Source organism: Streptomyces sp. NPDC057271, assembly GCF_042668715.1.
GTDB lineage: Bacteria > Actinomycetota > Actinomycetes > Streptomycetales > Streptomycetaceae > Streptomyces.
Genome location: NZ_JBHUYJ010000084.1, coordinates 1 through 23,273 on the forward strand (window position 1 = coordinate 1; position 23,273 = coordinate 23,273).

Genomic DNA, 23,273 nt, shown 5'->3' on the forward strand with positions numbered 1-23,273 from the left:
GTTCGGGGTCGAGCAGACCGGCCCGATCATGTCGATGATGCCGATCTTCATGGTCGGTGTGGTCTTCGGTCTCGCCATGGACTACGAGGTCTTCCTCGTCACCCGGATGCGCGAGGCGTACGTCCACGGGGAGCGGCCCGGCGAGACGATCGTGACCGGCTTCCGGCACAGCGCCCGGGTGGTCACCGCCGCCGCGGTGATCATGATCGCGGTCTTCTCCGGCTTCATCGGCATGACCGACCAGATGATCAAGATGATTGGCTTCGGTCTCGCCGTCGCCGTCCTCTTCGACGCGTTCGTGGTCCGGATGGCGATCGTCCCGGCGGTGCTCGCGCTGCTCGGCCACAAGGCGTGGTGGCTGCCGAAGTGGCTGGACAGGGCGCTGCCCAACGTGGACGTGGAGGGCGAGGGCCTGGCGGCGAAGGACGCCGAGGGGCCGCACGACCCGGAGCGCGAGCTCGCGAGGGTCTGAGCCCCCTGAGGAACTCCGGGGCGGTCGGCAGGAGGAGCGGCGAGAACCGCTCCGGTGGAGCCGCTTCAGCGGAGGAGGAGTACGCCCCGGATCGCGCCGGAACCTGTGGGGACGGGGAGCCTGCGCGGCACCGCGCCGTCATCGTGTCGAGTCCGACACGGTGACGGCGCGGTCGCGTTCGGGGCCTCCCGCGGATCGGTCCTCAGGCCGCCGGAGGGGTGATCGTCACGCTCTCGATGAGGACGTGGTGGTCCGAGCGCGGGGTGTCGGCGACGAGACACCAGCGCCGCGCCTCGCTGCTGAACAGGTAGTCCAGCTTCCATCCGCCGTCATGGGTGTCCTTGCCGTCGCGGACCGCCCCCTGCTGGTCGCACTCCTGGTAGCCGGGGGTGCCCGCGCCCTGGAAGTAGAGGCCGGCCGGCCAGATCCAGGCGTCGGGGTTGCCCGCCCGGTCCGGCGGGCTCGCGTTGAAGTCGCCGCCGAAGGCCACCTTCGGGAAGCCGGAGACGACCTGCTTGATCTCCGCGAGCTGGTCGTCGCGGTAGTCCCAGTCCGGGTGCTCGGGGTTGGCGTTCTTCGTCGACGCGTGCACAGAGCAGAGCCGTACGCCGAAGTACGTCGCCGTCGCGCACTGGAACGGCGGGTTGAGCCCGGTCCACGGCTGGGTCGTCGGGTACTGCTGAGCGTCCGCGAGACCGGCCTTCACCACGATCGCGGTGCCTACGAGGTCGTTCGGGTCGGACCCGGCGCCGGTCGCGCAGGGGCTCGGGGTCCGTACGCCCTTCTGGGACCAGTGGTACGGCACGAAGCTCTTGCTCCATCCCGCGCCGAGCTTGGCCATCAGGTCGTCGAGGCCGCTCGCGCAGACCTCCTGGAGCAGGACGGCCTGCACGTAGTGGCTCTGCACGTACTGCTTGACGACGTCGGACTTCTCCGCCGCCGTGCCGGTACCGGTGCAACCCCACCGCTCGACGCCGCACATGTTCCAGCTCATGACCTGCAGATTCGTTCCCGGAGGCGGTGTCGCCGCCGCGGGCGCGGCCTGCGCCGTGGTGCTGCCGGACACCGACGCCCCGGACAGGGTCAGAAGGGCGGCGCCCAGCGCCCCCCACAGTCTCTTCCGCAAGTGGATCCCCCATGATCGTCAGGAATGACGACCGCACTCTACGGGGCCATCGACGCGGTGACGGCGTAGGTGTGCTTCAGGAAGCGGAGCAGGGCGGTGGTGTCGAACTGGACGACCGCGACTCCGTCGGCCGTGTGGAACTCGACCACCGTCTGCACCCGGCCGCAGGGCCAGACGCTCACGTCGCCGCGGCGGACCGGGGCCCGCATCCCCGTCTCGAGGAGGTCGCGCGGGAAGGACCACTCGATGTTGCCGGGGAAGACGAAGCGCACGGTGGCGGGGCCGGATCCGGGGTCGTAGCGGAGGGCGACCGGGACGGGGCGGGAGAGAGGGGCGTCGCTGATGATCCGGCCTTTGGCGTGGTCCTGGATCTCACGACCTTCCGTGGTGGGGGACATCGAGCCACTCCTCACACTCGTCTTACTTATCCCCTAATGTCCCATATTTTCCGCCGTCTGCGCGGGGGAAGCTGCGTTTCTGTGACCTGTGCGCTCTTGCAAGCCCTTTGCAGGAGCGCTCATCATTCGGGACGTGCATGTACCTGACGGATTCATCAACGCCCCCGTATCGGCCGTCGCCGGTGTCGTCGCCGCCGGCGCCGTAGCCGTCAGCCTGCGCGGAGCCCGCCGCGAACTCGGGGGCAGCTCCGGTGCCGAAGGCCACGAGGGAGACAGGGCCGCCCCGCTCGCCGGTCTCGTCGCCGCGTTCGTCTTCGCCGTACAGATGCTGAACTTCCCGGTCGCGGCCGGGACCAGCGGACATCTGCTCGGCGGCGCGCTCGCCGCGATCCTCGTCGGGCCGTACACAGGCGTGCTCTGCATCGCCGTCGTCCTGCTGATGCAGGGCATCCTCTTCGCGGACGGCGGACTCACCGCGCTCGGCGTGAACATCACCGTCATGGGCGTGGTCACGGTCGTCGTCGCGTACGCGCTCTTCCGCGGCCTCGTCCTCGTCCTGCCGCGCACCCGCCGCTCGGTGACCGTCGCCTCCTTCGTGGCCGCGCTCGTCTCCGTACCCGCATCGGCCGCCGCCTTCACCCTCGTCTACGCGATCGGCGGCACCACCGCCGTACCGCTGGGCAAGGTGTTCACCGCCATGGTCGGCGTGCACACCCTCATCGGCATCGGCGAGGGCGCCATCACCATGCTCACCGTCGGCGCGGTCGTCGCCGTCCGCCCCGACCTCGTGTACGGCGCCCGTGGGCTCACCGCCCCGCTCAAGCTGCGCGTCGACGGCGAGCTGGTCGACGCGCCCGCCCGCGACTTCGCGCCCGTCGCCGCCCGCTCGCCCAGGAGGTTCTGGCTCGGCGGCGTGGCCGCCGCGCTGATCCTCGCCGGCTTCGTCTCCTTCTACGCCTCCGCGAGCCCGGACGGCCTGGAGAAGGTCGCCGCCGACAACGGCTTCGACAAGAACGTCGAGGAGCACGCGGCCGCCGGCTCCCCGCTCGCCGACTACGGCGTGAAGGGCGTCGACACCGCCCGGCTTTCGGGCGGCCTCGCGGGCGTGATCGGCGTCGGCGTGACGCTCGCCGTCGGCACGGGCGCCTTCTGGCTCGTCCGCCGGCGCCGTGCGGAACCGACCGGCGCCCAGGTCTGACGTGGGAGCGGGTGGGGGCACCTCCCGTGCCGGAGGCCACGGGGGAACGCACAAGCTGTACCGGCGGGGCACCTCGCCGGTGCACACGCTGCCCCCGCACACCAAACTCGCCGCCGTCCTCGCCTTCGTGGTGGTCGTGGCCTCCACGCCCCGCGAGGCGGTCTGGGCCTTCGCCCTCTACGCCGTGCTGCTCGGCGCCGTCGCGGCGGCGGCCCGCGTCCCGGCCGGGTTCCTGCTCCGACGGCTGCTGATCGAGATCCCGTTCGTGGCCTTCGCGTTCATGATGCCCTTCGTGGTCCCGGGCGAGCAGACGGAGGTCCTCGGGATCTCCGTCTCCGTCCCCGGCCTGTGGGGGGCCTGGAACGTCCTCGCCAAGGGCACCCTCGGCGTCGCCGCCTCCGTCCTGCTCGCCGCCACCACCGAACTGCGCGAGCTGCTCCTGGGCCTCCAGCGGCTGAAGCTCCCGCCTCTCCTCGTCCAGATCGCCTCCTTCATGATCCGGTACGGCGATGTGATCACGGACGAGATGCGCCGCATGTCCGTCGCCCGCCGCTCGCGCGGCTTCGAGGCGAAGGGCGTCCGCCAGTGGGGCGTCCTCGCCAAGTCCGCGGGCGCTCTCTTCATCCGCTCGTACGAGCGCGGCGAGCGCGTCCACCTCGCGATGGTCAGCCGGGGGTACCAGGGCTCCATGCCGGTCCTCGACGAGGTGACCGCGACCCGGGCGCAGTGGGCGCGTGCCGCCGCCCTGCCCTTCACCGCACTGCTGATCTGCCTCCTCGGATGGACGCTATGAACGATGCCCCCTCGCTCGAAGTCCGCGGCCTCGCGTACGCGTACCCCGACGGCCACCAGGCCCTCTTCGGCGTCGACCTGACCATCGAACGCGGCGAGCGCGTCGCGCTGCTCGGCCCCAACGGCGCGGGCAAGACGACCCTCGTCCTCCACCTCAACGGCATCCTCACCGGCGGCGCGGGCGCCGTCGCCGTCGCCGGGCTGCCGGTCGAGAAGCGGAACCTGGCCGAGATCCGGCGCCGGGTCGGGATCGTCTTCCAGGACCCGGACGACCAGCTCTTCATGCCGACCGTCCGTGAGGACGTCGCGTTCGGCCCGGCGGCCGCGGGGCTTCGGGGCGCCGAGCTGGAGACGGTGGTGGTCAGGGCCCTGGAGCGCGTCGGCATGGCGGAGTTCGCCGACCGGCCGCCGCACCATCTGTCGTTCGGGCAGCGGCGGCGGGTGGCGGTCGCGACCGTCCTCGCGATGGAGCCCGAGATCCTCGTCCTGGACGAGCCCTCCTCCAACCTCGACCCGGCCTCCCGCCGTGAGCTCGCGGACGTCCTGCGCTCCCTGGACGTCACGGTCCTCATGGTCACCCACGACCTGCCGTACGCCCTGGAGCTCTGCCCGCGCTCGGTGATCCTCAGCGAGGGCGTGATCGCCGGGGACGGCCCCACGGCCGACGTCCTCGCCGACGAGGAGCTGATGAGACGCAACCGCCTGGAACTCCCGTACGGCTTCGTGCCCCGCCCCGTCGGCTGACCGTTCCGACCCCCGGAATCGGCGGCCTGGGACCGGCGTTGCACCATGGGGGTACGAGCGAGAAGGAGTGTGGGACGTGGACGTCCGGGGCACGATGGCGGCGGGATTCGAGCCGGTCAGGGACGCGTTCCTGCGCAACTTCGAGCAGCGCGGCGAGCGGGGCGCGGCGGTCGCCGTCTACCGCGACGGCGTCAAGGTCGTCGACCTGTGGGCGGGGACCCGGGACGTCGACGGCGAGATCCCGTGGGCCGTCGACACCGCACAGGTCGTCCGCTCGGCCACCAAGGGCGTCGCCGCCGCCGTACCGCTGCTGCTCCACCAGCGCGGCCAGCTCGACCTGGACGCGCCGGTCGGCACGTACTGGCCGGAGTTCAAGGCCGCCGGCAAGGAGCGGGTGAGCGTACGGCAGCTCCTCGCGCACCGGGCGGGCGTACCGGTCCTGGACCGGCCGCTGACGCTCGCGGAGGCGATCGACCCGGCGATCGCCCGGGCGGCGATCGCCGCGCAGACCCCGGCCTGGGAGCCGGGCACGGCCCACGGCTACCACGCGCACACCTTCAGCTGGCTGCTCTCCGGGCTCGTCCACCGCGTCACCGGCCGTACCATCGGCCGCTGGGTCGCCGAGGAGATGGCCCGCCCGCTCGGCCTCGACCTCTGGATAGGTCTGCCGTCCGAAGAGGCGGCGCGGGTCGGCCGCCTGGGCCCGGTGGAGGAGCGGGAGCCCGCCGGCAGCGGTGCACTGAAGCTCCGTCCCAAGCGCGCGGTCACCGAGGCCTACCGCGACCCGGACTCCCTGACGCGGCGGGCCTTCGGGGCGATCGACCCCAAGCCCGACGAGAACGCCCCGGAGTACCGGGCGGCCGAACTGCCCGGCTCCGCCGGAGTCTCCACGGCCCGCGCGCTGGCCCGCTTCTACGCCTCGACCCTCGGCCCGGTCGACGGCGGCCCCCGCCTCTTCGCCCCGGCGACCCTCACCCTCGCCCGCACCGAGGAGTCCGCGGGCCCCGACCGGGTCCTGATGGTGGGCACCCGCTTCGGACTCGGCCACATGCTCCACGGCCCGGCCTCCCCGCTCCTCGGCGCAACCTCGTTCGGCCACCCGGGCCGGGGCGGCTCCCTGGCCTTCGCCGACCCGGAGTCGTCCATCGGGTTCGGCTACGTCACGAACGGCATGCGCAAGACGGTGACGGCGGACCCCCGTGCCCAGGCCCTCGTCCGCGCGGTCCGCACGGCACTCGACCAGGGGGCATGAGGCTCGCCTGTCTGGTGGGCACGGCACTCGACCAGGGGGCATGAGCCTCGCCTGTCTGGTGGGCACGGCACTCGACCAGGGGGCATGAACCTCGCCCGTCCGGTGCGCGCCGCCTCGGCGCGCGTGGGCCGTGCCATCGTGGAGGTATGAGCACCGAGGTTCGTCCGGCGTCCGTCTTCGAGGACGTGCGGACCCTGATCGGTCCGAAGTCGCCCGGGGCCGACGTCTGCTGGTGTCTGAGCTACCGGGATCTATTCGCAGTGCTCCGGCCTTCAGGCCGGGGGTGAAGCGAATCTGCCGGTGTGACGCGGAGCGTCACCGCAACGGGTCCGGCGGAGCCGGACGGAGATATGCCGCCTGCGGCGCGGAGCGCCGGGAGGCTTTCCCGGCGGAGCCGGGCGCGGCTCACCCCGGCCGGTTCTGCTGGTCGATGTACTGCCTGACCACGGACAGGGCGGCCCGGTTCACCAGGACGACGGACACGTATCCGCTGTCGACCAGGTGCTCGGCCGGCAGCAGGCCGCGCCGGGTGAGCCGGGTGTGGATCTCGGGCAGCGCCCGGGAGTCGTGCTCGGTCGCGGTCATGGTGGCCACGTCGGTGATCACATTGATGCCGTCGTCGTCACAGGTCTCGCTGACATGCGCGAGATAGCCCTTCCAGCGGGTGGTGTGTCCGCGCCGGGCATAGCGCGCTGTCCGGATCGTAGGGGGAGACCAGCGCGGCGGCCGAGGGCGGCAGGCCGCCCGTCTTCTCCGTGCGCCAGCGGATCTTCCCTGCCGCATCGTGCCAATAGTTCTGCAGGAAGATCTGCCGCAACGTCTGGACCTGCGGATTCGCCCATAGGCCGGGATGGCTGCGGAAGAAGTGGTCGAGGAGCCCATGGACATCGCCTCCGACCTCCAGACTCCTGGACACCGGGCGCGTGGGATTCTTCCCCAGACGCACCGGTCGGCCGTAACGCTTGCCCCACTCCTCGGTGACAAGATCCACCAGGGCGTATGGCGCGATGCGGGCGGTGTTCTCCAGCACGGCTCGCATCGCCTCGGTGATCATTTCCAGGCGGGTCAGGTCACGCACGGCGGCCAGGACGTGGGTGGAGTCGGTGTGCTGCCGACCGCGCTTGGCGACCAATCCCGCCTCCTTCAGCCGGGCCAGGACGAGATCGAGCAGGTGATCGGCCCGGTCGTCCTGGGTCAAACGGTCTCGGAAGTCGCCCAGCACGCTGTGGTGGAAACCCGGGTCGTCCAGCTCCATGGCCAGCGCGTATTTGAAGTCGATGCGGCAGCGCACGGCCTCGGTCGCCTGTCGGTCCGACAGGCCCAGCAGGAACTGCAGGACACAGACCGTTGCCAGTTGAGCCGGGGACAAGCCCGGCCGCCCGTCACGCGGGTACCAGCCGGCGAAGTCCTCGTCACTCCACAGCCCGTCGAGGCGGTCTCTCACCCACATCGCCGTCGTCCCGCCCGGATTGCTCGCCCGCGCGACCTGCGCGGTCAGAGCCGGTACTTGCTCACCAGAACGGGGACGAAGAGACAACGGACACCTCGCCGAGCACAACGGTCAACGGAACAGCCCGGGCATGCCCACTGGTCATGGCGCCACGCCGGGAAATTTCAAGATCACCGACAGAGTCAAGCTAGTGCTGTGACCGGGAAGGTTCGCCGGGTTGCTCGTGTGCTGGTTGGAAATACTTTCCCGGACCAGTGGGGAGGCGGGATGGGGCAACCGGTGCGGGTTCGCGATCTGACCGAGCAGGAAGGGTAGAAACTCCAGCACATCGTCCGGCGAGGCAGTACCAGCTCGGTGCGGTTCCGGCAGGCGATGATGCTGCTGGCCTCGGCCAGCGGCAGCACGGTCCCGGTCATAGCCCGTCTGGTCCAGGCGGACGAGGACACCGTCCGCGACCTGATCCACAAGTTCAACGAGATCGGGCTCGCATGCCTGGACCCTCGCTGGGCGGGAGGCCGTCCCCGCCTTCTCGATCGTGACGACGAGGACTTTGTCGTCCAGACGGCCACCACCCGCCCGACAGTGCTGGGCAAGCCCTTCACCCGCTGGTCCATCCGTAAGCTCGCAGATCACCTGAGCAGGAACATCGCCCGGCCCGTCCGGATCGACCGGGAGGCCCTGCGGTGCTTACTGGCCCGCCGCGGGATCTCCTTCCAGCGCACGAAGACCTGGAAGGAGTCCCCTGATGCGGACTTCGACGCCAAGCTGGCCCGGATCGAGTACGCGATCAACGAGCGGCCTGACCGCACGTTCGCGTTCGACGAGTTCGGACCGCTGGGCATCGGCCCGACTGCCGGCTCATGCTGGGCAGGACAGGGCCGGCCAGATCGACTGCCGGCGACGTTCCGCCGAATGCACGGGATCACCTACTTCCACGGCTGCTACTCCGTCGGCGACGACCAGATGTGGGGGATCAACCGGCGCCGCAAGGGCATCGACCACACCTGGGCGGCCCTGCGAACCATCCGGGCCGCCCGCCCGGACGGCGCCCCGATCTACGTGATCCTCGACAACCTCTCCGCCCACACGAACTGGCGGATGAAAAGGTGGGCGGCCAAGAACAAGGTCGAGCTGTGCTTCACCCCGACCTACGCCTCTTGGGCCAACCCCATCGAAGCCCACTTCGGACCGCTGCGGCAGTTCACCCTGGCCAACTCGAACCATCCCAAACACACGGTCCAAACTCGGGCCCTCCACGCCTACCTGCGCTGGCGCAACCAGAACGCCCGCCACCCCGACGTCCTCGCAGCCCAACGACGTGAACGAGCCCGCATCCGCAGTGAGAAGGGTGTCCGCTGGGGAGGGCGTCCCACCACGATGGCGGCCTGAACGACTACACCTGCTCCTGATACACCCTGATCTCGGTCGGCTTGAGTCTGTGGATCGTTGTCCAGGCTGCCCGCTCGGTCAGTCCTTGAGCCCACACTTCGAGATCGTCTCCGGCATCGTGGAAGAACCACGAGTCGAAGCTTCCGAGGGCCTCCAGGGCGAGTGCGCGTCCGTACCTGAGCTCGCAGTGGACCTGCACGTAAGGGTCGTGATCACCGTTGTGGTCGGAGATCTCGAACTGCCGGGTGAGGTCCAGCGTGAATGCCGGAGGGCCGTCGAACGCGTGGGTCCCGTACTGGAACAGAAGACCGTCAGCGTCGGGTGTGTCCGAGACATCGAACAGCCGTCGGCCGAATCGGAGGAAGGCAAGCCAGAGGTCTTCGGTGACCATGTCCTCAAGCGCGCGCTGCCCTGACCCCAGTTCGCTCTCAAGCAGTCCCACGGCCTTGTCCACCGACAGTCTCCGCGTCATGCCCGACCTCCTCGTCCACCGCAGCCGGGCTCAGGGTACTGACCCCGGTGAACCTTCCCGGTCAGAGCACTAGCCCCGCGCCGGACCCGTCGGCAGGCGCCGCGGAGTCCAAGCCGTCCCCGCCCACGGGGTTCCGTGGGCGATCTTCGCGTGTTAGCAAGAGACATGACCGCACAGCGCTCGTACGACGCCGTCATCGTCGGCGGCGGCCACAACGGACTGGTCGCCGCCGCCTACCTGGCCCGCGCCGGACGCACCGTCCTCGTCCTGGAACGCCTCGCCTCCACCGGGGGTGCCGCCGTCTCGACCCGGCCCTTCGCCGGGGTCGACGCCCGACTCTCCCGGTACTCGTACCTCGTCTCCCTCCTGCCGCCGAAGATCGTGCGGGAGCTGGGCCTGCGGTTCGCGGTGCGGAAACGGTCCATCTCCTCGTACACCCCGAAGGGCGACGGGGGCCTGCTCGTCGGCGGCGGCGAGGCGCGCACCCGTGCCTCCTTCGCCGCCCTCACCGGTTCCGACCGGGAGTACGAGGCCTGGCAGGCCTTCTACGGCCGTACGGGTCAGGTCGCCGAGCGCGTCTTCCCCACGCTCACGGAGCCGCTGCCCTCCCGCGAGGAGCTGCGCGCCCGCGTGGCCGACGAGACCGCGTGGCGGATGCTCTTCGAGCAGCCGATCGGCGCCGCCGTCGAGGAGACCTTCGCCGACGACCTCGTCCGGGGCGTCGTCCTGACCGACGCCCTCATCGGGACCTTCGCCGACGCCCACGACCCCTCACTGCTCCAGAACCGTTGCTTCCTCTACCACGTCATCGGCGGCGGCACCGGAGACTGGGACGTCCCCGTCGGCGGCATGGGCGCCCTCACCGACGCCCTCGCGCTCGCCGCCCGCGCCGCGGGCGCGGAGATCCGCACCAGTCACGAGGTCACCCGGATCGAGACCGACGGCGCCCGAGCCGAGGTCTCCTACCGCACGGCCGAGGGCGAGGGCGTCGTCGCGGCAGGGCACGCACTCGTGAACGCCTCACCGCAGGCCCTGGCGTCTCTGCTCGGCGAGACGCCGCCGGCGCCCGCCGAGGGCGCCCAGCTCAAGGTCAACATGCTCCTCACCCGGCTCCCGAGGCTCCGGGACCGCTCTGTCGACCCGCGTGAGGCGTTCGCGGGCACCTTCCACATCGCCGAGGGATACGGCCAGTTGGCCACCGCCTACACCGAAGCCGCCGCTGGCCGGCTGCCGAGCGCGCCGCCCTCCGAGATCTACTGCCACTCGCTGACCGACCCGAGCATCCTCGGCCCGGACCTCGCCGAGCGCGGCTACCAGACCCTCACGCTCTTCGGACTGCACACCCCCGCCCGGCTGTTCGCCGCCGACAACGACTCCGCCCGAACCGCCCTTCTCAAGGCGACCCTCGCCGAACTCGACGCCGTCCTCGACGAGCCGCTCGCCGGCTGTCTCGCCCTCGACGACGAGGGCCGTCCCTGCATCGAGGCGAAGACACCGCTCGACCTCGAACGCGACCTGAGGCTGCCCGGCGGCCACATCTTCCACCGCGATCTCTCCTTCCCCTACGGGGAGGAGGGCACCGGCCGCTGGGGCGTCGAGACCGCGCACGCCAACGTCCTGCTCTGCGGCGCGGGCGCGGTCAGGGGCGGCGGTGTGAGCGGAATCCCCGGCCACAACGCCGCCATGGCGGCCCTCGGACGCTGACGAGAGGCCGCGTCCGGCCGACGGCGTGAAGCTCACCTGTGGCGGTGCTTAAGAAAACCTCGATGGACCGGGAGCCTGACGTACGGAAGATTTCCTTCGGGGATCTTGGGCGCGAACCCGCGCCCGGACCCCGAAGGTCACAGGACACGCACGTCGGGAGCCATGGCATTGAAGGCACTGGTCAAGCAGAACGCGGAGCCGGGACTCTGGCTCATGGACGTACCGGAGCCGGAGATCGGTGCCGGAGACGTACTGATCAAGGTCAAGCGGACCGGTATCTGCGGGACGGACCTGCACATCCGCTCCTGGGACGGCTGGGCGCAGAAGACCATCGCCACGCCGCTGACCCTCGGCCACGAGTTCGTCGGCGAGGTCGTCGAGACCGGCCGTGACGTCGCGGACATCGCCGTCGGTGACCTGGTCAGCGGCGAGGGCCACCTCGTGTGCGGCAAGTGCCGCAACTGCCTGGCCGGCCGCCGCCACCTCTGCCGCGCCACCGTCGGCCTCGGCGTCGGCCGCGACGGTGCGTTCGCCGAGTACGTCGCCCTGCCCGCGTCCAACGTGTGGGTGCACCGTGTCCCCGTCGACCTCGACGTCGCCGCGATCTTCGACCCCTTCGGCAACGCCGTGCACACCGCGCTCTCCTTCCCGCTCGTCGGCGAGGACGTCCTCGTCACCGGTGCGGGCCCGATCGGCATCATGGCGGCGGCGGTGGCCAAGCACGCCGGCGCGCGCAACGTGGTCATCACCGACGTCAGCGAGGAGCGCCTCGCGCTCGCCCGCAAGGCGGGCGTCTCGCTCGCGTTGAACGTCGCCGAGCAGACGATCGCGGCCGGCCAGCGCACGCTCGGCCTCAAGGAGGGCTTCGACGTCGGCCTGGAGATGTCCGGCAACCCGCGCGCGATGCGCGACATGGTCGCGAACATGACCAACGGCGGCAAGATCGCCATGCTGGGCCTGCCCGCGGAGGACTTCTCCGTCGACTGGGCGAAGATCGTCACCTCGATGATCACGATCAAGGGCATCTACGGCCGCGAGATGTTCGAGACCTGGTACGCCATGTCCGTCCTCCTGGAGGGCGGACTGGACCTCGCCCCGGTGATCACCGGCCGCTACGCGTACACCGACTTCGAGGCCGCCTTCGACGACGCCGCGTCCGGCAAGGGCGGCAAGATCATCCTCGACTGGACCGTCTGATCCCCTCAAAGGACCGAACCATGTTCACTTCCGTACGCGACGACCTCCGCACCACCCTCGACGAGATCCGCGCCGCCGGGCTGCACAAGCCCGAGCGCGTGATCGGCACGCCCCAGTCCGCGACCGTCGCCGTCACCGCCGGTGGTCAGCCGGGAGAGGTGCTCAACTTCTGCGCCAACAACTACCTCGGCCTCGCCGACCACCCCGAGGTGATCGCCGCCGCCCACGAGGCGCTCGACCGCTGGGGCTACGGCATGGCGTCCGTGCGCTTCATCTGCGGCACGCAGGAGGTGCACAAGGAGTTGGAGGCCCGCCTCTCCTCCTTCCTCGGCCAGGAGGACACGATCCTCTACTCCTCCTGCTTCGACGCCAACGGTGGCGTCTTCGAGACGCTGCTCGGCCCCGAGGACGCCGTCATCTCCGACGCCCTCAACCACGCGTCGATCATCGACGGCATCCGCCTCTCCAAGGCCCGCCGCTTCCGTTACGCCAACCGCGACATGGCCGACCTGGAGCAGCAGCTCAAGGAGGCCACGGAGGGCGGCGCCCGACGCAAGCTGGTCGTCACCGACGGCGTCTTCTCGATGGACGGCTACGTCGCCCCGCTCGACGAGATCTGCGACCTGGCCGAGCGCTACGACGCCATGGTGATGGTCGACGACTCCCACGCCGTCGGCTTCGTCGGCCCCGGCGGTCGTGGCACCCCCGAGCTGCACGGCGTCATGGACCGGGTCGACATCATCACCGGCACCCTCGGCAAGGCCCTCGGCGGCGCCTCCGGCGGCTATGTCGCCGCCCGCGCCGAGATCGTCGCCCTGCTGCGCCAGCGCTCGCGCCCGTACCTCTTCTCCAACACGCTGGCCCCGGTCATCGCCGCCGCCTCCCTCAAGGTCCTGGACCTGCTGGAGTCCGCCGGCGACCTGCGCGAGCGGCTGCGTGCCAACACCGAGCTCTTCCGTACGCGGATGACCGCGGAGGGCTTCGACATCCTCCCCGGCGACCACGCCATCGCGCCCGTCATGATCGGCGACGCGTCCGAAGCCGGACGGATGGCGGAGCTGCTCCTGGAGCGCGGTGTGTACGTGATCGGCTTCTCGTACCCGGTCGTCCCGCAGGGTCAGGCCCGCATCCGGGTCCAGCTCTCGGCGGCCCATTCGTCCGATGATGTGAACCGGGCTGTGGACGCGTTCGTCGACGCGCGCGCCGCCCTGCGAAACTAGGGGCATGATCGAAGCGCGGCGGCTGCACATCCTCCGGGCGGTGGCCGACCACCGCACCGTCACGGCGGCTGCCGCCGCGCTGTATCTCACCCCCTCGGCCGTCTCCCAGCAGCTCGCCGCCCTGGAGCAGGAGACCGGCCACCGCCTCGTCGAGCGCAACGCCCGCGGGGCGCGGCTCACCCCGGCGGGGGAGATCCTCCTCAGCCACGCCAACGCCGTCCTCGCCCAGCTGGAGCGCGCCGAGTCCGAACTCGCCGCCTACGGATCGGGCGAGGCCGGTACGGTCACGGTCGCGGCCTTCGCCACCGGCATCGGCCTGGTCGTCGCCCCCGCCATCCGCGGCCTCGCCCGCACGTCGCCCGGCATAAGGGTCCGGGTACGGGACGCGGAGGGCGACGAGAGCCTGCTGATGGTCCTGGACCGCCAGGTCGACGTCGCCGTGGCCGTCGAGTACCGGGGCGCTCCCGGCGAGGACGACGCCCGGCTCACCCGCGTACCGCTGTACGCGGAGCCGTTCGACGCCGTCCTGCCGCTCGGCCACCCGCTCGCCGGCGACGAGCGGGTCGCCCTCTCCGATCTCGCCAAGGACGCCTGGATCGGCCAGTCCGCCGGGAACCCCTGTCATGACGTGACCGTCCTGGCCTGCGAGTACGCAGGCTTCGCGCCCCGCCTTGAGCACTCCTCCGACGACTTCCGGGCCGTCGTGGCCCTCGCCTCGGCGGGCGCGGGCGTGGCGCTCGTGCCGCGCTCGGCGCTGCGCGGCACGCCCCTCGACGAGGTGGCGATCCGCCCGGTGGACGGCGTGGCGCCCACCCGCCGTGTCTTCGCCGCGGTACGCAGGGGAGCCGAGGAGCACCCCCTCATCAGCCCGGTCCTCGCGGCCCTGAGGGCGGCGGCCGAACCGGCGGGGTGAAGGGGCCCGCGGCGTCCGCGCCGCGGTCCTCCGCGCCCTGCGCAGGCTGGGAGGAACGGCCCCCGGGGTGGTCCGCCCGGAGGTGGCCGCAATCGCCTCAGTCCGCCGACCTGACCCAGCCCACGGCGTCGATCCGGGACGCGTCCGCGGGGCGCGAGGCGTCGAAGAGCGGGCGCCCCGCGCGGCCCAGGACCCGCAGGTCGTCCACGTACACGCCACGCCCGACGTAGAGCCGGTCCGTCGTGTACCGCCACCGGAGGCGTACGGAGGCCGCGCCGGCCAAGGCCGTGAGGTCGGCGACCGCCTCGTGCCAGACGCGCCCGGACCAGCCGCTCACCGAGCCCGCCGCGCGCTCCCGCGGCTCCTGCCCTCTGCGTACGGTGGTGAACGGCACAGGACCCCAGGTCGCGCCGCCGTCCGTGGACGCCTCCAGGAAGGCGGTGTCCACGGACGGCTCGGTGTCCCACCACAAGGCGCACTCCAGCCGTGCCGTGCCGCCGAGCGGTGGCAGTGTCAGCGTGGCGGTCGTCGCACTCGCCATACCCGAGAACCAGGCCGTCCGGCCGTGCCCCGTCCCCCCGTGCCCCGGGCGGACGGGCACCGCCCGGGCCAGGTTGTTCGCCGCGGCGACCCGGGGCGCCGAGCCGGAGCGCCACGAACGGACCGGGTGGACGGAGTTGCCGAGCACGACGAGGAACGCGTCCGTCGTGGGGTCCAGGACAAGGCTCGTACCGGTGAACCCGGTGTGGCCGGCCGAGTGCGGGGTGGCCATCGCGCCCATGTACCAGTGCTGGTAGAGCTCGAAGCCGAGACCGTGCTCGTCGCCCGGGAAGTCGGTGTTGAAGTCGGTGAACATCAGCTCGACGGACTCGGGGGCCAGGATCCGCGGCGCGTCGCCGTACGCCCCGCCGTTGAGTAGCGTGCGGGCGAGGACCGCGAGGTCCCAGGCGCAGGAGAACACGCCCGCGTGGCCGGCCACCCCGCCCAGGCTGTACGCGTTCTCGTCGTGGACCTCGCCCCAGACCATGCCGCGGTCGAGGCCGGACCAGGGCAGCCGTGCGTCCTCCGTCGCCGCGATCTTCGGCCGCCAGGAGAGCGGGGGATTGAAACGCGTGCGGTGCATGCGGAGCGGATCGGTGATCTCGTTCCGGAGCAGTACGTCCAGTGGGCGACCGGTGATCTCCTCCAGGATCAACTGGAGCGAGATCAGGTTCAGGTCCGAGTAGAGGTATCGGGTCCCGGGCGGGCTGACCGGCGCCTCCGCCCAGAGCAGCCGCAGCTTCCCCTCCCGCGTCGGCTCCTTGAAGAGCGGGATCCAGGCCCGGAACCCCGAGGTGTGCGTCAGCAGCTGACGGACCGTGATGTCCTGCTTCCCGCCGCCCCCGAACTCCGGCAGGTACCCGGTGACCCTCGCCTCCGGATCGAGCGCCCCGCGCTCGATCTGCTGCACCGCCAGGATCGAGGTGAACAGCTTCGAGACGGACGCCAGGTCGAAGACCGTGTCCTGCGCCATCGCGATCTGCTGCTCGGCGGGCAGCTCGATCCCGGTGTCCGTCGTCTCGTCGTACCCCGCGTACCGCACCGCCGCCCCGATCGGCCGGTGCAGCGCGACCGTTCCACCACGCCCGGCGAGCAGCACCGCTCCCGCGTACCACGGATGGTTGGGGGAGGGGCCGAGGAAGGCCTCGGCGTCGGCGACCAGCCGGTCCAGATGCTCGGGCAGCAGCCCGGCCCGCTCCGCGGACCCGTGCCGCAGGGTCGTCCTCCCGCCCCCGGGTGTGGAGGCCGCGGCGACCCCCGGAATCGAGCCGACCATCAACGCACCTCCCAGAGCGAGAAGCCTGCCGCCGAACGCCCGGCGACCGATTCCCCGGCCCACCGCAACCCCTGCCGATTCCTCCGTCATCCCTACCCTCTCCCACACCTCTGAAAGAATCCTTCGGCCACACGCGCAACGGCTGAAACTTTCTTACCGGGGTGAGGGTGCGTCACGGAAGCGGACGGTCGGGCAAAGAATCTGACACTGCATCAGAAAATCTCTTCCCTCGACCGATCCGTTGCGGCATCCTGCCGCCCATGAAGACGGAGCTGAGCCAAAAACTGGGGATCGAGCACGCCATCTTCGGCTTCACGCCCTTCCCCGCGGTGGCCGCCGCCATCACCAGAGCCGGCGGGTTCGGCGTCCTCGGCGCGGTGCGGTACACCGCCCCGGACGACCTCGCGCGCGACCTCGACTGGATGCAGGGCCACACCGACGGACTGCCGTACGGGCTCGACGTCGTCATGCCCGCGAAGAAGGTCGAGGGAGTGAGCGAGTCCGACGTCGAGGCGATGATCCCCGCAGGGCACCGCGAGTTCGTCCGCGCCACCCTCGCCAAGCACGGCGTCCCCGATCTCGCCGAGGGCGAGGCCTCCGGCTGGCGCATCACCGGCTGGATGGAGCAGGTCGCCCGCAACCAGCTCGACGTCGCCTTCGACTACCCCATCAAGCTCCTCGCCAACGCCCTCGGCTCCCCGCCCGCCGACGTGGTCCAGCGCGCCCACGACCACGACGTGCTCGTCGCCGCACTCGCGGGCAGCGCCCGCCACGCCCGCCGCCACGCCGAGGCCGGTATCGACGTCGTCGTCGCCCAGGGGTACGAGGCCGGCGGCCACACCGGCGAGATCGCCTCCATGGTCCTCACCCCCGACGTCGTCGACGCCGTCTCCCCACTACCCGTCCTCGCCGCCGGCGGCATCGGCGGCGGCGAGCAGATCGCCGCCGGGCTCGCGCTCGGCGCCCAGGGCGTCTGGCTCGGCTCGCTCTGGCTCACCACGACCGAGGCCGACCTCCACTCGCGCGCCCTGACCGCCAAGCTCCTCGCCGCCGGCTCCGGCGACACCGTCCGCTCCCGTGCCCTGACCGGCAAGCCCGCCCGCCAGCTCCGCACCGAGTGGACCGACGCCTGGGACGACCCGGCGGGCCCCGGCACCCTTCCGATGCCGCTCCAGGGGCTGCTGGTCGCCGAGGCCGTCTCCCGTATCCAGAAGTACGAGGTGGAGCCGCTGCTCGGTACGCCGGTCGGGCAGATCGTCGGCCGGATGAATTCCGAGCGCAGTGTGCAGCAGGTCTTCGACGAGCTCACCAGCGGGTTCGAGAAGGCCGTCGACCGCATCAACCGCATCGCCGGACGGAGTGCCTCGTGAGTGAGACACGGCAGTCCCCCCGGACGGAGTCCGGGGGAGGATTCTGGTCCCAGGCCACCGCCGACCCCTCCCGTACGGTGCTGATCGCGCCGGACGGCGAGGAGTGGACGGCAGGACGGCTCCACGCCGACGTGAACCGGCTGGTCCACGGGTTGCGCGCGGCCGGCCTCGAGCGGGGCGACGCCTTCGCCGTCGTCCTGCCCAACGGGGTCGAGTTCCTCGCCGCCTATCTCGCCGCCTGCCAGGCCGGGTTCTATCTCGTCCCCGTCAACCACCATCTCGTCGGGCCCGAGATCGCCTGGATCGTCGCGGACTCCGGCGCCAAGGTCCTCGTCGCCCACGAGCGGTTCGGGCCGGCGGCGACGGCCGCCGCCGACGAGGCGGGCCTGACCGCCACCCACCGCTACGCCGTGGGATCGTTGCCGGGCTTCCGGCCGTACGCCGAACTCCTCGACGGACAACCGGAGTCCGTCCCGTCGGACCGCACCCTCGGCTGGGTCATGAACTACACCTCCGGCACTACCGGCCGCCCTCGCGGCATCCGCCGACCGCTGCCGGGCAGGCTTCCCGAGGAGACGCACCTCGGAGGCTTCCTCGGCATCTTCGGGATCAGGCCCTTCGACGGAAACGTGCATCTCGTGTGCTCGCCGCTCTACCACACGGCCGTGCTGCAGTTCGCCGGCGCCGCGCTGCACATCGGCCATCCGCTCGTCCTCATGGACAAGTGGACCCCCGAGGAGATGCTGCGGCTCATCGACGCCCACGACTGCACCCACACGCACATGGTTCCCACCCAGTTCCACCGGCTGCTCGCGCTGCCCGAGGCGGTGCGGAGCCGGTACGACGTCTCGTCGATGCGCCACGCCATCCACGGCGCCGCGCCCTGCCCCGACCACGTCAAGCGGGCGATGATCGACTGGTGGGGCAGCTGTGTGGAGGAGTACTACGCGGCCAGCGAGGGCGGCGGCGCCTTCGCCACCGCCGAGGACTGGCTGAAGAAGCCCGGCACGGTCGGAAAGGCCTGGCCCATCAGCGAACTCGCCGTCTTCGACGACGACGGCAACCGCCTTCCGCCCGGCGAACTCGGCACCGTCTACATGAAGATGACCACCGGCGGCTTCTCGTACCACAAGGACGAGGCGAAGACGGCGAAGAACCGCATCGGCGACTTCTTCACGGTCGGCGATCTGGGCGTCCTCGACGAGGACGGCTATCTCTTCCTCCGCGACCGCAAGATCGACATGATCATCTCGGGCGGGGTCAACATCTATCCCGCCGAGATCGAGTCGGCGCTCCTGACCCATCCCGCGGTCGCCGACGCCGCGGCCTTCGGCATCCCGCACGCCGACTGGGGCGAGGAGGTGAAGGCCGTCGTCGAGACGGCCGAGGGTCATGAAGCGGGCGACGCGCTCGCCGCGGAGATCCTGGCGCACTGCGAGGAGCGCCTCGCCGGCTACAAGCGACCCAGGTCCGTCGACTTCATCGCCACCATGCCCCGCGATCCGAACGGCAAGCTGTACAAGCGCAGGCTCAGGGAGCCCTACTGGGAGGGGCACGAGCGCCCGCTCTAGGGGTGTCGTCGAACGTCCGCGCCGGGTCACCGATCCGGACGCGGCCGGCAACCACCGCGAGAACCTCGCGCGCTCCGTGGAGGCGAGCCTCAGGCGGCTGCGCACGGACCACGTCGACGTCTACCGGGTCCAGGGCCCGGCGTCCACCTCGCCCTCTTCGCCGCGTTCGGCTTCCTGTCGTTCAGCCCCTGACACGGGGCCGGTGACGTGGCGTCGGTCCCGACGCCGCCCCGCCCCGGCCCTCGCCGCCCTCCACGGCGGATGGCCGGCTCCGGTACTTGACCCGCCGCGCGGGGCCGCCGAGGATCCCGCCATGGAACGACTCCTCACCCGGACCGTCGACGGCGTCCTGCGCATGAGCGCCCAGCGCACGCCCGAGCGGATCGCCGTACGGTACGCGGACCGCGCCTGGACCTACGCCGAGCTGGACGCCGCCGTGAGCACCGCGGCCGCCGTGCTGCGCGAGCGGTACGGGCTGCAGGAACGGGCCCGCGTCGCGACGTACGCCCACAACTCCGACGCGTACCTCATCGCCTTCCTCGCCTGCTCGCGCGCGGATCTTATCCACGTCCCCGTCAACCACCACCTCACCGGCGACGACCTCGACTACATCCTGCGCCAGTCCGGAAGTTCGCTCGTCCTCGCCGACCCCGCGCTCGCCGACCGGATCCCCGCCGGCCTGGAGGTGCGGGCCCTGCGGGACACCGAGGAGTCGTTCCTCGCGGCGCTCGCCGAGCCCGACACGTACGACACCGACCGCGACGCCCGCGAGTACGTCCAACTGCTCTACACCTCCGGCACCACCGCCCTGCCCAAGGGCGCCCGGATGACCCACCGCGCCCTGGTCCACGAGTACGCCAGTGCCATCGACGCCCTCGACCTGCACGAGGACGACAAGCCCGTCCACTCGCTGCCGCTCTACCACTCCGCGCAGATGCATGTCTTCCTGATGCCCTACCTCGCGGTCGGCGCCGAGAACACCATCGTCGACGGGCCCGATCCGAAGACGCTCTTCGACCTGATCGAGGCGGGCCGCGCGGACAGCCTCTTCGCGCCTCCGACCGTGTGGATCGGGCTGTCCAACCACCCGGAGTTCGCCGGGCGTGACCTCTCCGCGCTGCGCAAGGCGTACTACGGCGCCTCGATCATGCCCGTGCCCGTCCTGGAGCGGCTGCGCGAACGGCTTCCCGGGCTGCGCTTCTACAACTGCTTCGGGCAGAGCGAGATCGGTCCGCTCGCCACCGTCCTCGGCCCCGACGAGCACGAGGGCCGGATGGACTCCTGCGGTAGGCCGGTCCGGTTCGTCGAGGCCAAGGTCGTCGACGAGGACGGCGCGGAGGTCCCCGACGGCACACCCGGTGAGATCGTCTACCGCTCGCCGCAACTGTGCGACGGCTACTGGGACAAGCACGACGAGACCGAGGCCGCCTTCCGCGGGGGCTGGTTCCGCTCGGGCGATCTCGCCGTGCGCGACGCCAAGGGCTACTACACCGTCGTGGACCGCGTGAAGGACGTCATCAACTCCGGGGGAGTGCTGGTCGCCTCACGCCAGGTCGAGGACGCCCTCTACACCCACCCGGGCGTCGCCGAGGTCGCCGTCGTGGGTCTGCCGGACGAGCGCTGGATCGAGGCGGTCACTGCCGTCGTCGTCCCCCGCGCGGCCGAGGTGACCGAGGCCGAACTCCTCGCCCACGCCCGCGAGAAGCTCGCCCACTTCAAGGCCCCGAAGAAGGTCCTCTTCGTGGACGAGCTGCCGCGCAACGCCAGCGGGAAGATCCTCAAGCGGGAGCTGCGCGACCGCTTCGCAGCCTCCTGACGTCGTACGCGACCCGGCTCCCGCCAGGGGGAGCCGGTCAGTGCCCGCCCCGCAGGTCCACGATCCGCTTGATCTTGCCCACCGACCGCTCCAGCGTCTCGGGGTCGACCACCTCGACCCCGACCGAGACCCCGACACCGTCCTTCACCGCCCGCGCGATCTCCCGGGCCGCCTCCGCCCGCTGCTCCGGGGAGGCGTCGGGGCGCGCCTCGGCCCGTACCGTCAGCGCGTCGAGGCGTCCCTCCCGGGTCAGCTTCAGCTGGAAGTGCGGGGCCACCGCCGGCGTCCGCAGGACGATCTCCTCGATCTGGGTGGGGAAGAGGTTCACCCCGCGCAGGATCACCATGTCGTCGCTGCGGCCCGTGACCTTCTCCATCCGCCGGAACACCCGCGCCGTGCCCGGCAGCAGCCGGGTCAGGTCCCGGGTGCGGTAGCGGATGACGGGCATGGCCTCCTTCGTGAGGGAGGTGAACACCAGCTCGCCCTCCTCGCCGTCCGGCAGGACCTCCCCCGTGAACGGGTCCACGATCTCGGGGTAGAAGTGGTCCTCCCAGATGTGCAGACCGTCCTTGGTCTCCACGCACTCCTGCGCGACGCCCGGGCCCATCACCTCCGAGAGCCCGTATATGTCGACGGCGTCGATGGCGAAGCGCTCCTCGATCTCCCGGCGCATCGCCTCCGTCCACGGCTCGGCGCCGAAGATCCCGACCTTGAGCGAGGTCGTCCGCGGATCCACCCCCTGCCGCTCGAACTCGTCGAGCAGGGTGAGCATGTACGAGGGCGTGACCATGATGATCTCGGGCCTGAAGTCCTGGATCAGCTGCACTTGACGGGCCGTCATGCCGCCGGAGGCGGGGATGACCGTACAGCCGAGCCGCTCCGCGCCGTAGTGCGCGCCGAGCCCGCCGGTGAACAGGCCGTATCCGTACGCCACATGGACCTTGTGCCCAGGCCTGCCGCCCGCCGCGCGGATCGAGCGGGCCACCACGTCGGCCCAGGTGTCCAGGTCGCCTTCGGTGTAGCCGACCACGGTCGGCCGGCCCGTGGTCCCGCTGGAGGCGTGGATGCGCCGGATCTCGGACTGGCCGACCGCGAACATCCCGAAGGGGTAGTGGTCCCGCAGGTCGGTCTTGACGGTGAAGGGGAAGCGGGCGAGGTCGGCCAGTGAGCGGCAGTCGTCGGGGTGTATCCCCGCCTTGTCGAAGGACTGGCGGTAGAAGCCTACGTTCTCGTACGCGTGGCGCAGCGTGGACCGCAGCCGCTCCAGTTGGAGTGTCTCCAGCTCCGCGCGCCCGAGTCGTTCGCCGCTGTCCAGCAGATCCGTCATGTGCCGACCACTCCTGTCCGAACGCCCTGAACGTCTGAAATCGGACTACCGATCATTCGGTAGATACCGTCGGGGTCAGTAAATCCGGCCGGACCCGGCCCATGGCAAGAGGGCGGCGCCGATTTTCTGGATCCGTGCTCGAGAACGTCGAGGTACGTCCGCGCGCGCCTGACCGCCGGTTCGCACCTCCCGGCTAATCGGGGCGCGGAAATCCGCTTGCCGCGCTCCGGCGCCGGTGCTGGAGTGCCGTCTTATGGACCACGCAGCGCTACGCGCCCTCTTCGACCGTCAGCGGCGCCTCGGCACACACCCCGACGGGCCCGGCGCCCGGGTGGAGCGAGACGGCCGGGTCGTACGGCAGACCGGCCCGGCCCATGCCTGGAACGGCGTCCTCTGGTCCGGTCTCCAGGAGCGGGACGCGGACGAGGCCATCGCCGAACAGATCCGGCACTTCGCGGCGCGCGGCCTGCCCTTCGAGTGGAAGGTGTACGGACACGACGGCCCGGCAGACCTCGTCGCGCGCCTGCTCGCCGCCGGTTTCACCGCCGAGGATCCGGAGACCCTGATGGTGGCCGAGGCGGCCACACTGCCCACCGCCGTGGACCTTCCCGAAGGCGTCGAGCTTGTCCCCGTCACGGACGCGCCCGGAGTGAAGCTGGTGACCGAGGTCCACGACCGGGCGTTCGGCGGCGACAGCTCCCACATCGGCCGTCAGCTCCTCGACCAGCTGGCCGCCACCCCCGACAGCGTCGCCGCCGTACTCGCCATGGCCGGCGACGAACCCGTCAGCGCCGCGCGCCTCGAGCTCTACCCCGGCACGGACTTCGCCGGCCTGTGGGGCGGCGGTACGGTCGAGCCCTGGCGGGGCAAGGGCCTGTACCGGGCCCTGGTCGCCTTCCGTACGCGGATCGCCCTGGAGCGGGGCCATCGCTTCGTCCAGGTCGACGCGGCCGAGAGCAGCCGCCCCATCCTCCAGCGCCTCGGCTTCACAGCCCTGACGACGACCACACCGTACGTGTACGTCCCGTAGGGGGCGCCGTTCCAGC

Annotated in this window: 21 protein-coding genes and 1 pseudogene; 15 read left to right on the plus strand and 7 right to left on the minus strand. The window is 71.2% G+C overall.

The window, feature by feature from the left end; all coding sequences use genetic code 11:
• Window positions 1-472: MMPL family transporter (locus ACFUJR_RS29275; RefSeq protein WP_383450898.1), on the plus strand; the 472-nt coding region annotated here is incomplete at its 5' end.
• A gap of 202 nt (window positions 473-674) precedes the next feature.
• Here ACFUJR_RS29275 and ACFUJR_RS29280 read toward each other — a convergent pair.
• Window positions 675-1,598 (minus strand): endonuclease/exonuclease/phosphatase family protein, encoded by a 924-nt coding sequence (locus tag ACFUJR_RS29280; RefSeq protein WP_383164358.1) that lies wholly within the window; start codon window positions 1,596-1,598, stop codon window positions 675-677.
• A 38-nt stretch (window positions 1,599-1,636) separates the two neighbouring features.
• Window positions 1,637-1,996 (minus strand): SsgA family sporulation/cell division regulator, encoded by a 360-nt coding sequence (locus tag ACFUJR_RS29285; protein ID WP_383164361.1) that lies wholly within the window; start codon window positions 1,994-1,996, stop codon window positions 1,637-1,639.
• A gap of 133 nt (window positions 1,997-2,129) precedes the next feature.
• Here ACFUJR_RS29285 and ACFUJR_RS29290 point away from each other — a divergent pair, with 133 nt between their 5' ends.
• From ACFUJR_RS29290 to ACFUJR_RS29310, 5 genes and pseudogenes are all read left to right on the plus strand, one after another.
• Window positions 2,130-3,194, plus strand: a complete 1,065-nt coding sequence (locus ACFUJR_RS29290) for an energy-coupling factor ABC transporter permease (RefSeq protein WP_383164364.1) — start codon at window positions 2,130-2,132, stop codon at window positions 3,192-3,194.
• A gap of 1 nt (window position 3,195) precedes the next feature.
• Window positions 3,196-3,987, plus strand: a complete 792-nt coding sequence (cbiQ, locus tag ACFUJR_RS29295) for a cobalt ECF transporter T component CbiQ (RefSeq protein WP_383164366.1) — start codon at window positions 3,196-3,198, stop codon at window positions 3,985-3,987.
• Entirely contained in the window at window positions 3,984-4,730 is a 747-nt protein-coding gene (locus ACFUJR_RS29300; protein ID WP_383164369.1) for an energy-coupling factor ABC transporter ATP-binding protein, read from the plus strand. Before cbiQ ends, ACFUJR_RS29300 begins: the two co-directional genes overlap by 4 nt.
• 94 nt (window positions 4,731-4,824) lie before the next feature.
• Window positions 4,825-5,982 carry a serine hydrolase domain-containing protein gene (locus ACFUJR_RS29305; protein ID WP_383164390.1) on the plus strand — a complete coding sequence of 386 codons (1,158 nt, stop codon included), beginning with the start codon at window positions 4,825-4,827 and terminating at the stop codon, window positions 5,980-5,982.
• A 146-nt stretch (window positions 5,983-6,128) separates the two neighbouring features.
• Window positions 6,129-6,230, plus strand: a pseudogene (locus tag ACFUJR_RS29310) (GNAT family N-acetyltransferase); the annotation flags it as partial.
• Between the two features lie 157 nt (window positions 6,231-6,387).
• Here the strand turns inward: ACFUJR_RS29310 and ACFUJR_RS29315 are convergent.
• Window positions 6,388-6,576 carry a hypothetical protein gene (locus ACFUJR_RS29315; protein ID WP_383164372.1) on the minus strand — a complete coding sequence of 63 codons (189 nt, stop codon included), beginning with the start codon at window positions 6,574-6,576 and terminating at the stop codon, window positions 6,388-6,390.
• A 28-nt stretch (window positions 6,577-6,604) separates the two neighbouring features.
• Entirely contained in the window at window positions 6,605-7,426 is an 822-nt protein-coding gene (locus tag ACFUJR_RS29320; RefSeq protein ID WP_383164375.1) for a transposase, read from the minus strand.
• A gap of 333 nt (window positions 7,427-7,759) precedes the next feature.
• Here ACFUJR_RS29320 and ACFUJR_RS29325 point away from each other — a divergent pair, with 333 nt between their 5' ends.
• On the plus strand, window positions 7,760-8,821 hold the full coding sequence (locus tag ACFUJR_RS29325) for an IS630 family transposase (RefSeq protein ID WP_383173260.1): 1,062 nt from the start codon (window positions 7,760-7,762) through the stop codon (window positions 8,819-8,821).
• A gap of 4 nt (window positions 8,822-8,825) precedes the next feature.
• Here the strand turns inward: ACFUJR_RS29325 and ACFUJR_RS29330 are convergent, their stop codons facing one another.
• Window positions 8,826-9,293: a hypothetical protein gene (locus tag ACFUJR_RS29330; RefSeq protein ID WP_383173232.1), complete on the minus strand. Its 468-nt coding sequence runs from the start codon at window positions 9,291-9,293 to the stop codon at window positions 8,826-8,828.
• Window positions 9,294-9,458: 165 nt separating this feature from the next.
• Between ACFUJR_RS29330 and ACFUJR_RS29335 the strand changes: the two genes are divergently transcribed.
• From ACFUJR_RS29335 to ACFUJR_RS29350, 4 genes are all read left to right on the plus strand, one after another.
• Window positions 9,459-10,997, plus strand: a complete 1,539-nt coding sequence (locus ACFUJR_RS29335; protein WP_383173234.1) for a phytoene desaturase family protein — start codon at window positions 9,459-9,461, stop codon at window positions 10,995-10,997.
• Between the two features lie 168 nt (window positions 10,998-11,165).
• Window positions 11,166-12,194 carry an L-threonine 3-dehydrogenase gene (gene tdh, locus ACFUJR_RS29340; protein WP_383173262.1) on the plus strand — a complete coding sequence of 343 codons (1,029 nt, stop codon included), beginning with the start codon at window positions 11,166-11,168 and terminating at the stop codon, window positions 12,192-12,194.
• A 20-nt stretch (window positions 12,195-12,214) separates the two neighbouring features.
• A complete protein-coding gene (locus ACFUJR_RS29345) occupies window positions 12,215-13,414 on the plus strand; it encodes a glycine C-acetyltransferase (RefSeq protein WP_361605875.1) in 1,200 nt (399 codons plus the stop codon).
• A gap of 4 nt (window positions 13,415-13,418) precedes the next feature.
• Complete coding sequence (locus ACFUJR_RS29350; RefSeq protein WP_383173237.1) at window positions 13,419-14,327, plus strand: LysR family transcriptional regulator; 909 nt, start codon at window positions 13,419-13,421, stop codon at window positions 14,325-14,327.
• Between the two features lie 97 nt (window positions 14,328-14,424).
• Here the strand turns inward: ACFUJR_RS29350 and ACFUJR_RS29355 are convergent, their stop codons facing one another.
• The gene (locus ACFUJR_RS29355; protein ID WP_383173239.1) at window positions 14,425-16,233 is read right to left on the minus strand and encodes a serine hydrolase; all 1,809 of its coding nucleotides are present in this window, start codon (window positions 16,231-16,233) and stop codon (window positions 14,425-14,427) included.
• A 170-nt stretch (window positions 16,234-16,403) separates the two neighbouring features.
• On the opposite strand from ACFUJR_RS29355, the gene ACFUJR_RS29360 reads away from it, so the two are divergent.
• From ACFUJR_RS29360 to ACFUJR_RS29370, 3 genes are all read left to right on the plus strand, one after another.
• Entirely contained in the window at window positions 16,404-17,513 is a 1,110-nt protein-coding gene (locus ACFUJR_RS29360) for an NAD(P)H-dependent flavin oxidoreductase (RefSeq protein WP_383173241.1), read from the plus strand.
• Entirely contained in the window at window positions 17,510-19,084 is a 1,575-nt protein-coding gene (locus tag ACFUJR_RS29365; protein WP_383173243.1) for an acyl-CoA synthetase, read from the plus strand. The genes ACFUJR_RS29360 and ACFUJR_RS29365 overlap by 4 nt, the downstream gene beginning before the upstream one ends.
• A 313-nt stretch (window positions 19,085-19,397) precedes the next feature.
• A complete protein-coding gene (locus tag ACFUJR_RS29370) occupies window positions 19,398-20,900 on the plus strand; it encodes a fatty acyl-CoA synthetase (protein WP_383173244.1) in 1,503 nt (500 codons plus the stop codon).
• Between the two features lie 37 nt (window positions 20,901-20,937).
• Here the strand turns inward: ACFUJR_RS29370 and paaK are convergent, their stop codons facing one another.
• Entirely contained in the window at window positions 20,938-22,227 is a 1,290-nt protein-coding gene (gene paaK, locus ACFUJR_RS29375; protein ID WP_383173245.1) for a phenylacetate--CoA ligase PaaK, read from the minus strand.
• Between the two features lie 253 nt (window positions 22,228-22,480).
• Between paaK and ACFUJR_RS29380 the strand changes: the two genes are divergently transcribed.
• Window positions 22,481-23,257 carry a GNAT family N-acetyltransferase gene (locus ACFUJR_RS29380; protein WP_383173247.1) on the plus strand — a complete coding sequence of 259 codons (777 nt, stop codon included), beginning with the start codon at window positions 22,481-22,483 and terminating at the stop codon, window positions 23,255-23,257.
• Window positions 23,258-23,273 lie beyond the last annotated feature (16 nt).

Coding starts and splice junctions, on each gene's coding strand:
- ACFUJR_RS29285 (WP_383164361.1), bottom strand. CDS start 1,996: ATGTCCCCCACCACGGAAGGTCGTGAGATCCAGGACCACGCCAAAGGC.
- ACFUJR_RS29300 (WP_383164369.1), top strand. CDS start 3,984: ATGAACGATGCCCCCTCGCTCGAAGTCCGCGGCCTCGCGTACGCGTAC.
- ACFUJR_RS29305 (WP_383164390.1), top strand. CDS start 4,825: ATGGCGGCGGGATTCGAGCCGGTCAGGGACGCGTTCCTGCGCAACTTC.
- ACFUJR_RS29330 (WP_383173232.1), bottom strand. CDS start 9,293: ATGACGCGGAGACTGTCGGTGGACAAGGCCGTGGGACTGCTTGAGAGC.
- ACFUJR_RS29335 (WP_383173234.1), top strand. CDS start 9,459: ATGACCGCACAGCGCTCGTACGACGCCGTCATCGTCGGCGGCGGCCAC.
- ACFUJR_RS29345 (WP_361605875.1), top strand. CDS start 12,215: ATGTTCACTTCCGTACGCGACGACCTCCGCACCACCCTCGACGAGATC.
- ACFUJR_RS29350 (WP_383173237.1), top strand. CDS start 13,419: ATGATCGAAGCGCGGCGGCTGCACATCCTCCGGGCGGTGGCCGACCAC.
- ACFUJR_RS29355 (WP_383173239.1), bottom strand. CDS start 16,233: ATGACGGAGGAATCGGCAGGGGTTGCGGTGGGCCGGGGAATCGGTCGC.
- ACFUJR_RS29360 (WP_383173241.1), top strand. CDS start 16,404: ATGAAGACGGAGCTGAGCCAAAAACTGGGGATCGAGCACGCCATCTTC.
- ACFUJR_RS29370 (WP_383173244.1), top strand. CDS start 19,398: ATGGAACGACTCCTCACCCGGACCGTCGACGGCGTCCTGCGCATGAGC.
- paaK (WP_383173245.1), bottom strand. CDS start 22,227: ATGACGGATCTGCTGGACAGCGGCGAACGACTCGGGCGCGCGGAGCTG.
- ACFUJR_RS29380 (WP_383173247.1), top strand. CDS start 22,481: ATGGACCACGCAGCGCTACGCGCCCTCTTCGACCGTCAGCGGCGCCTC.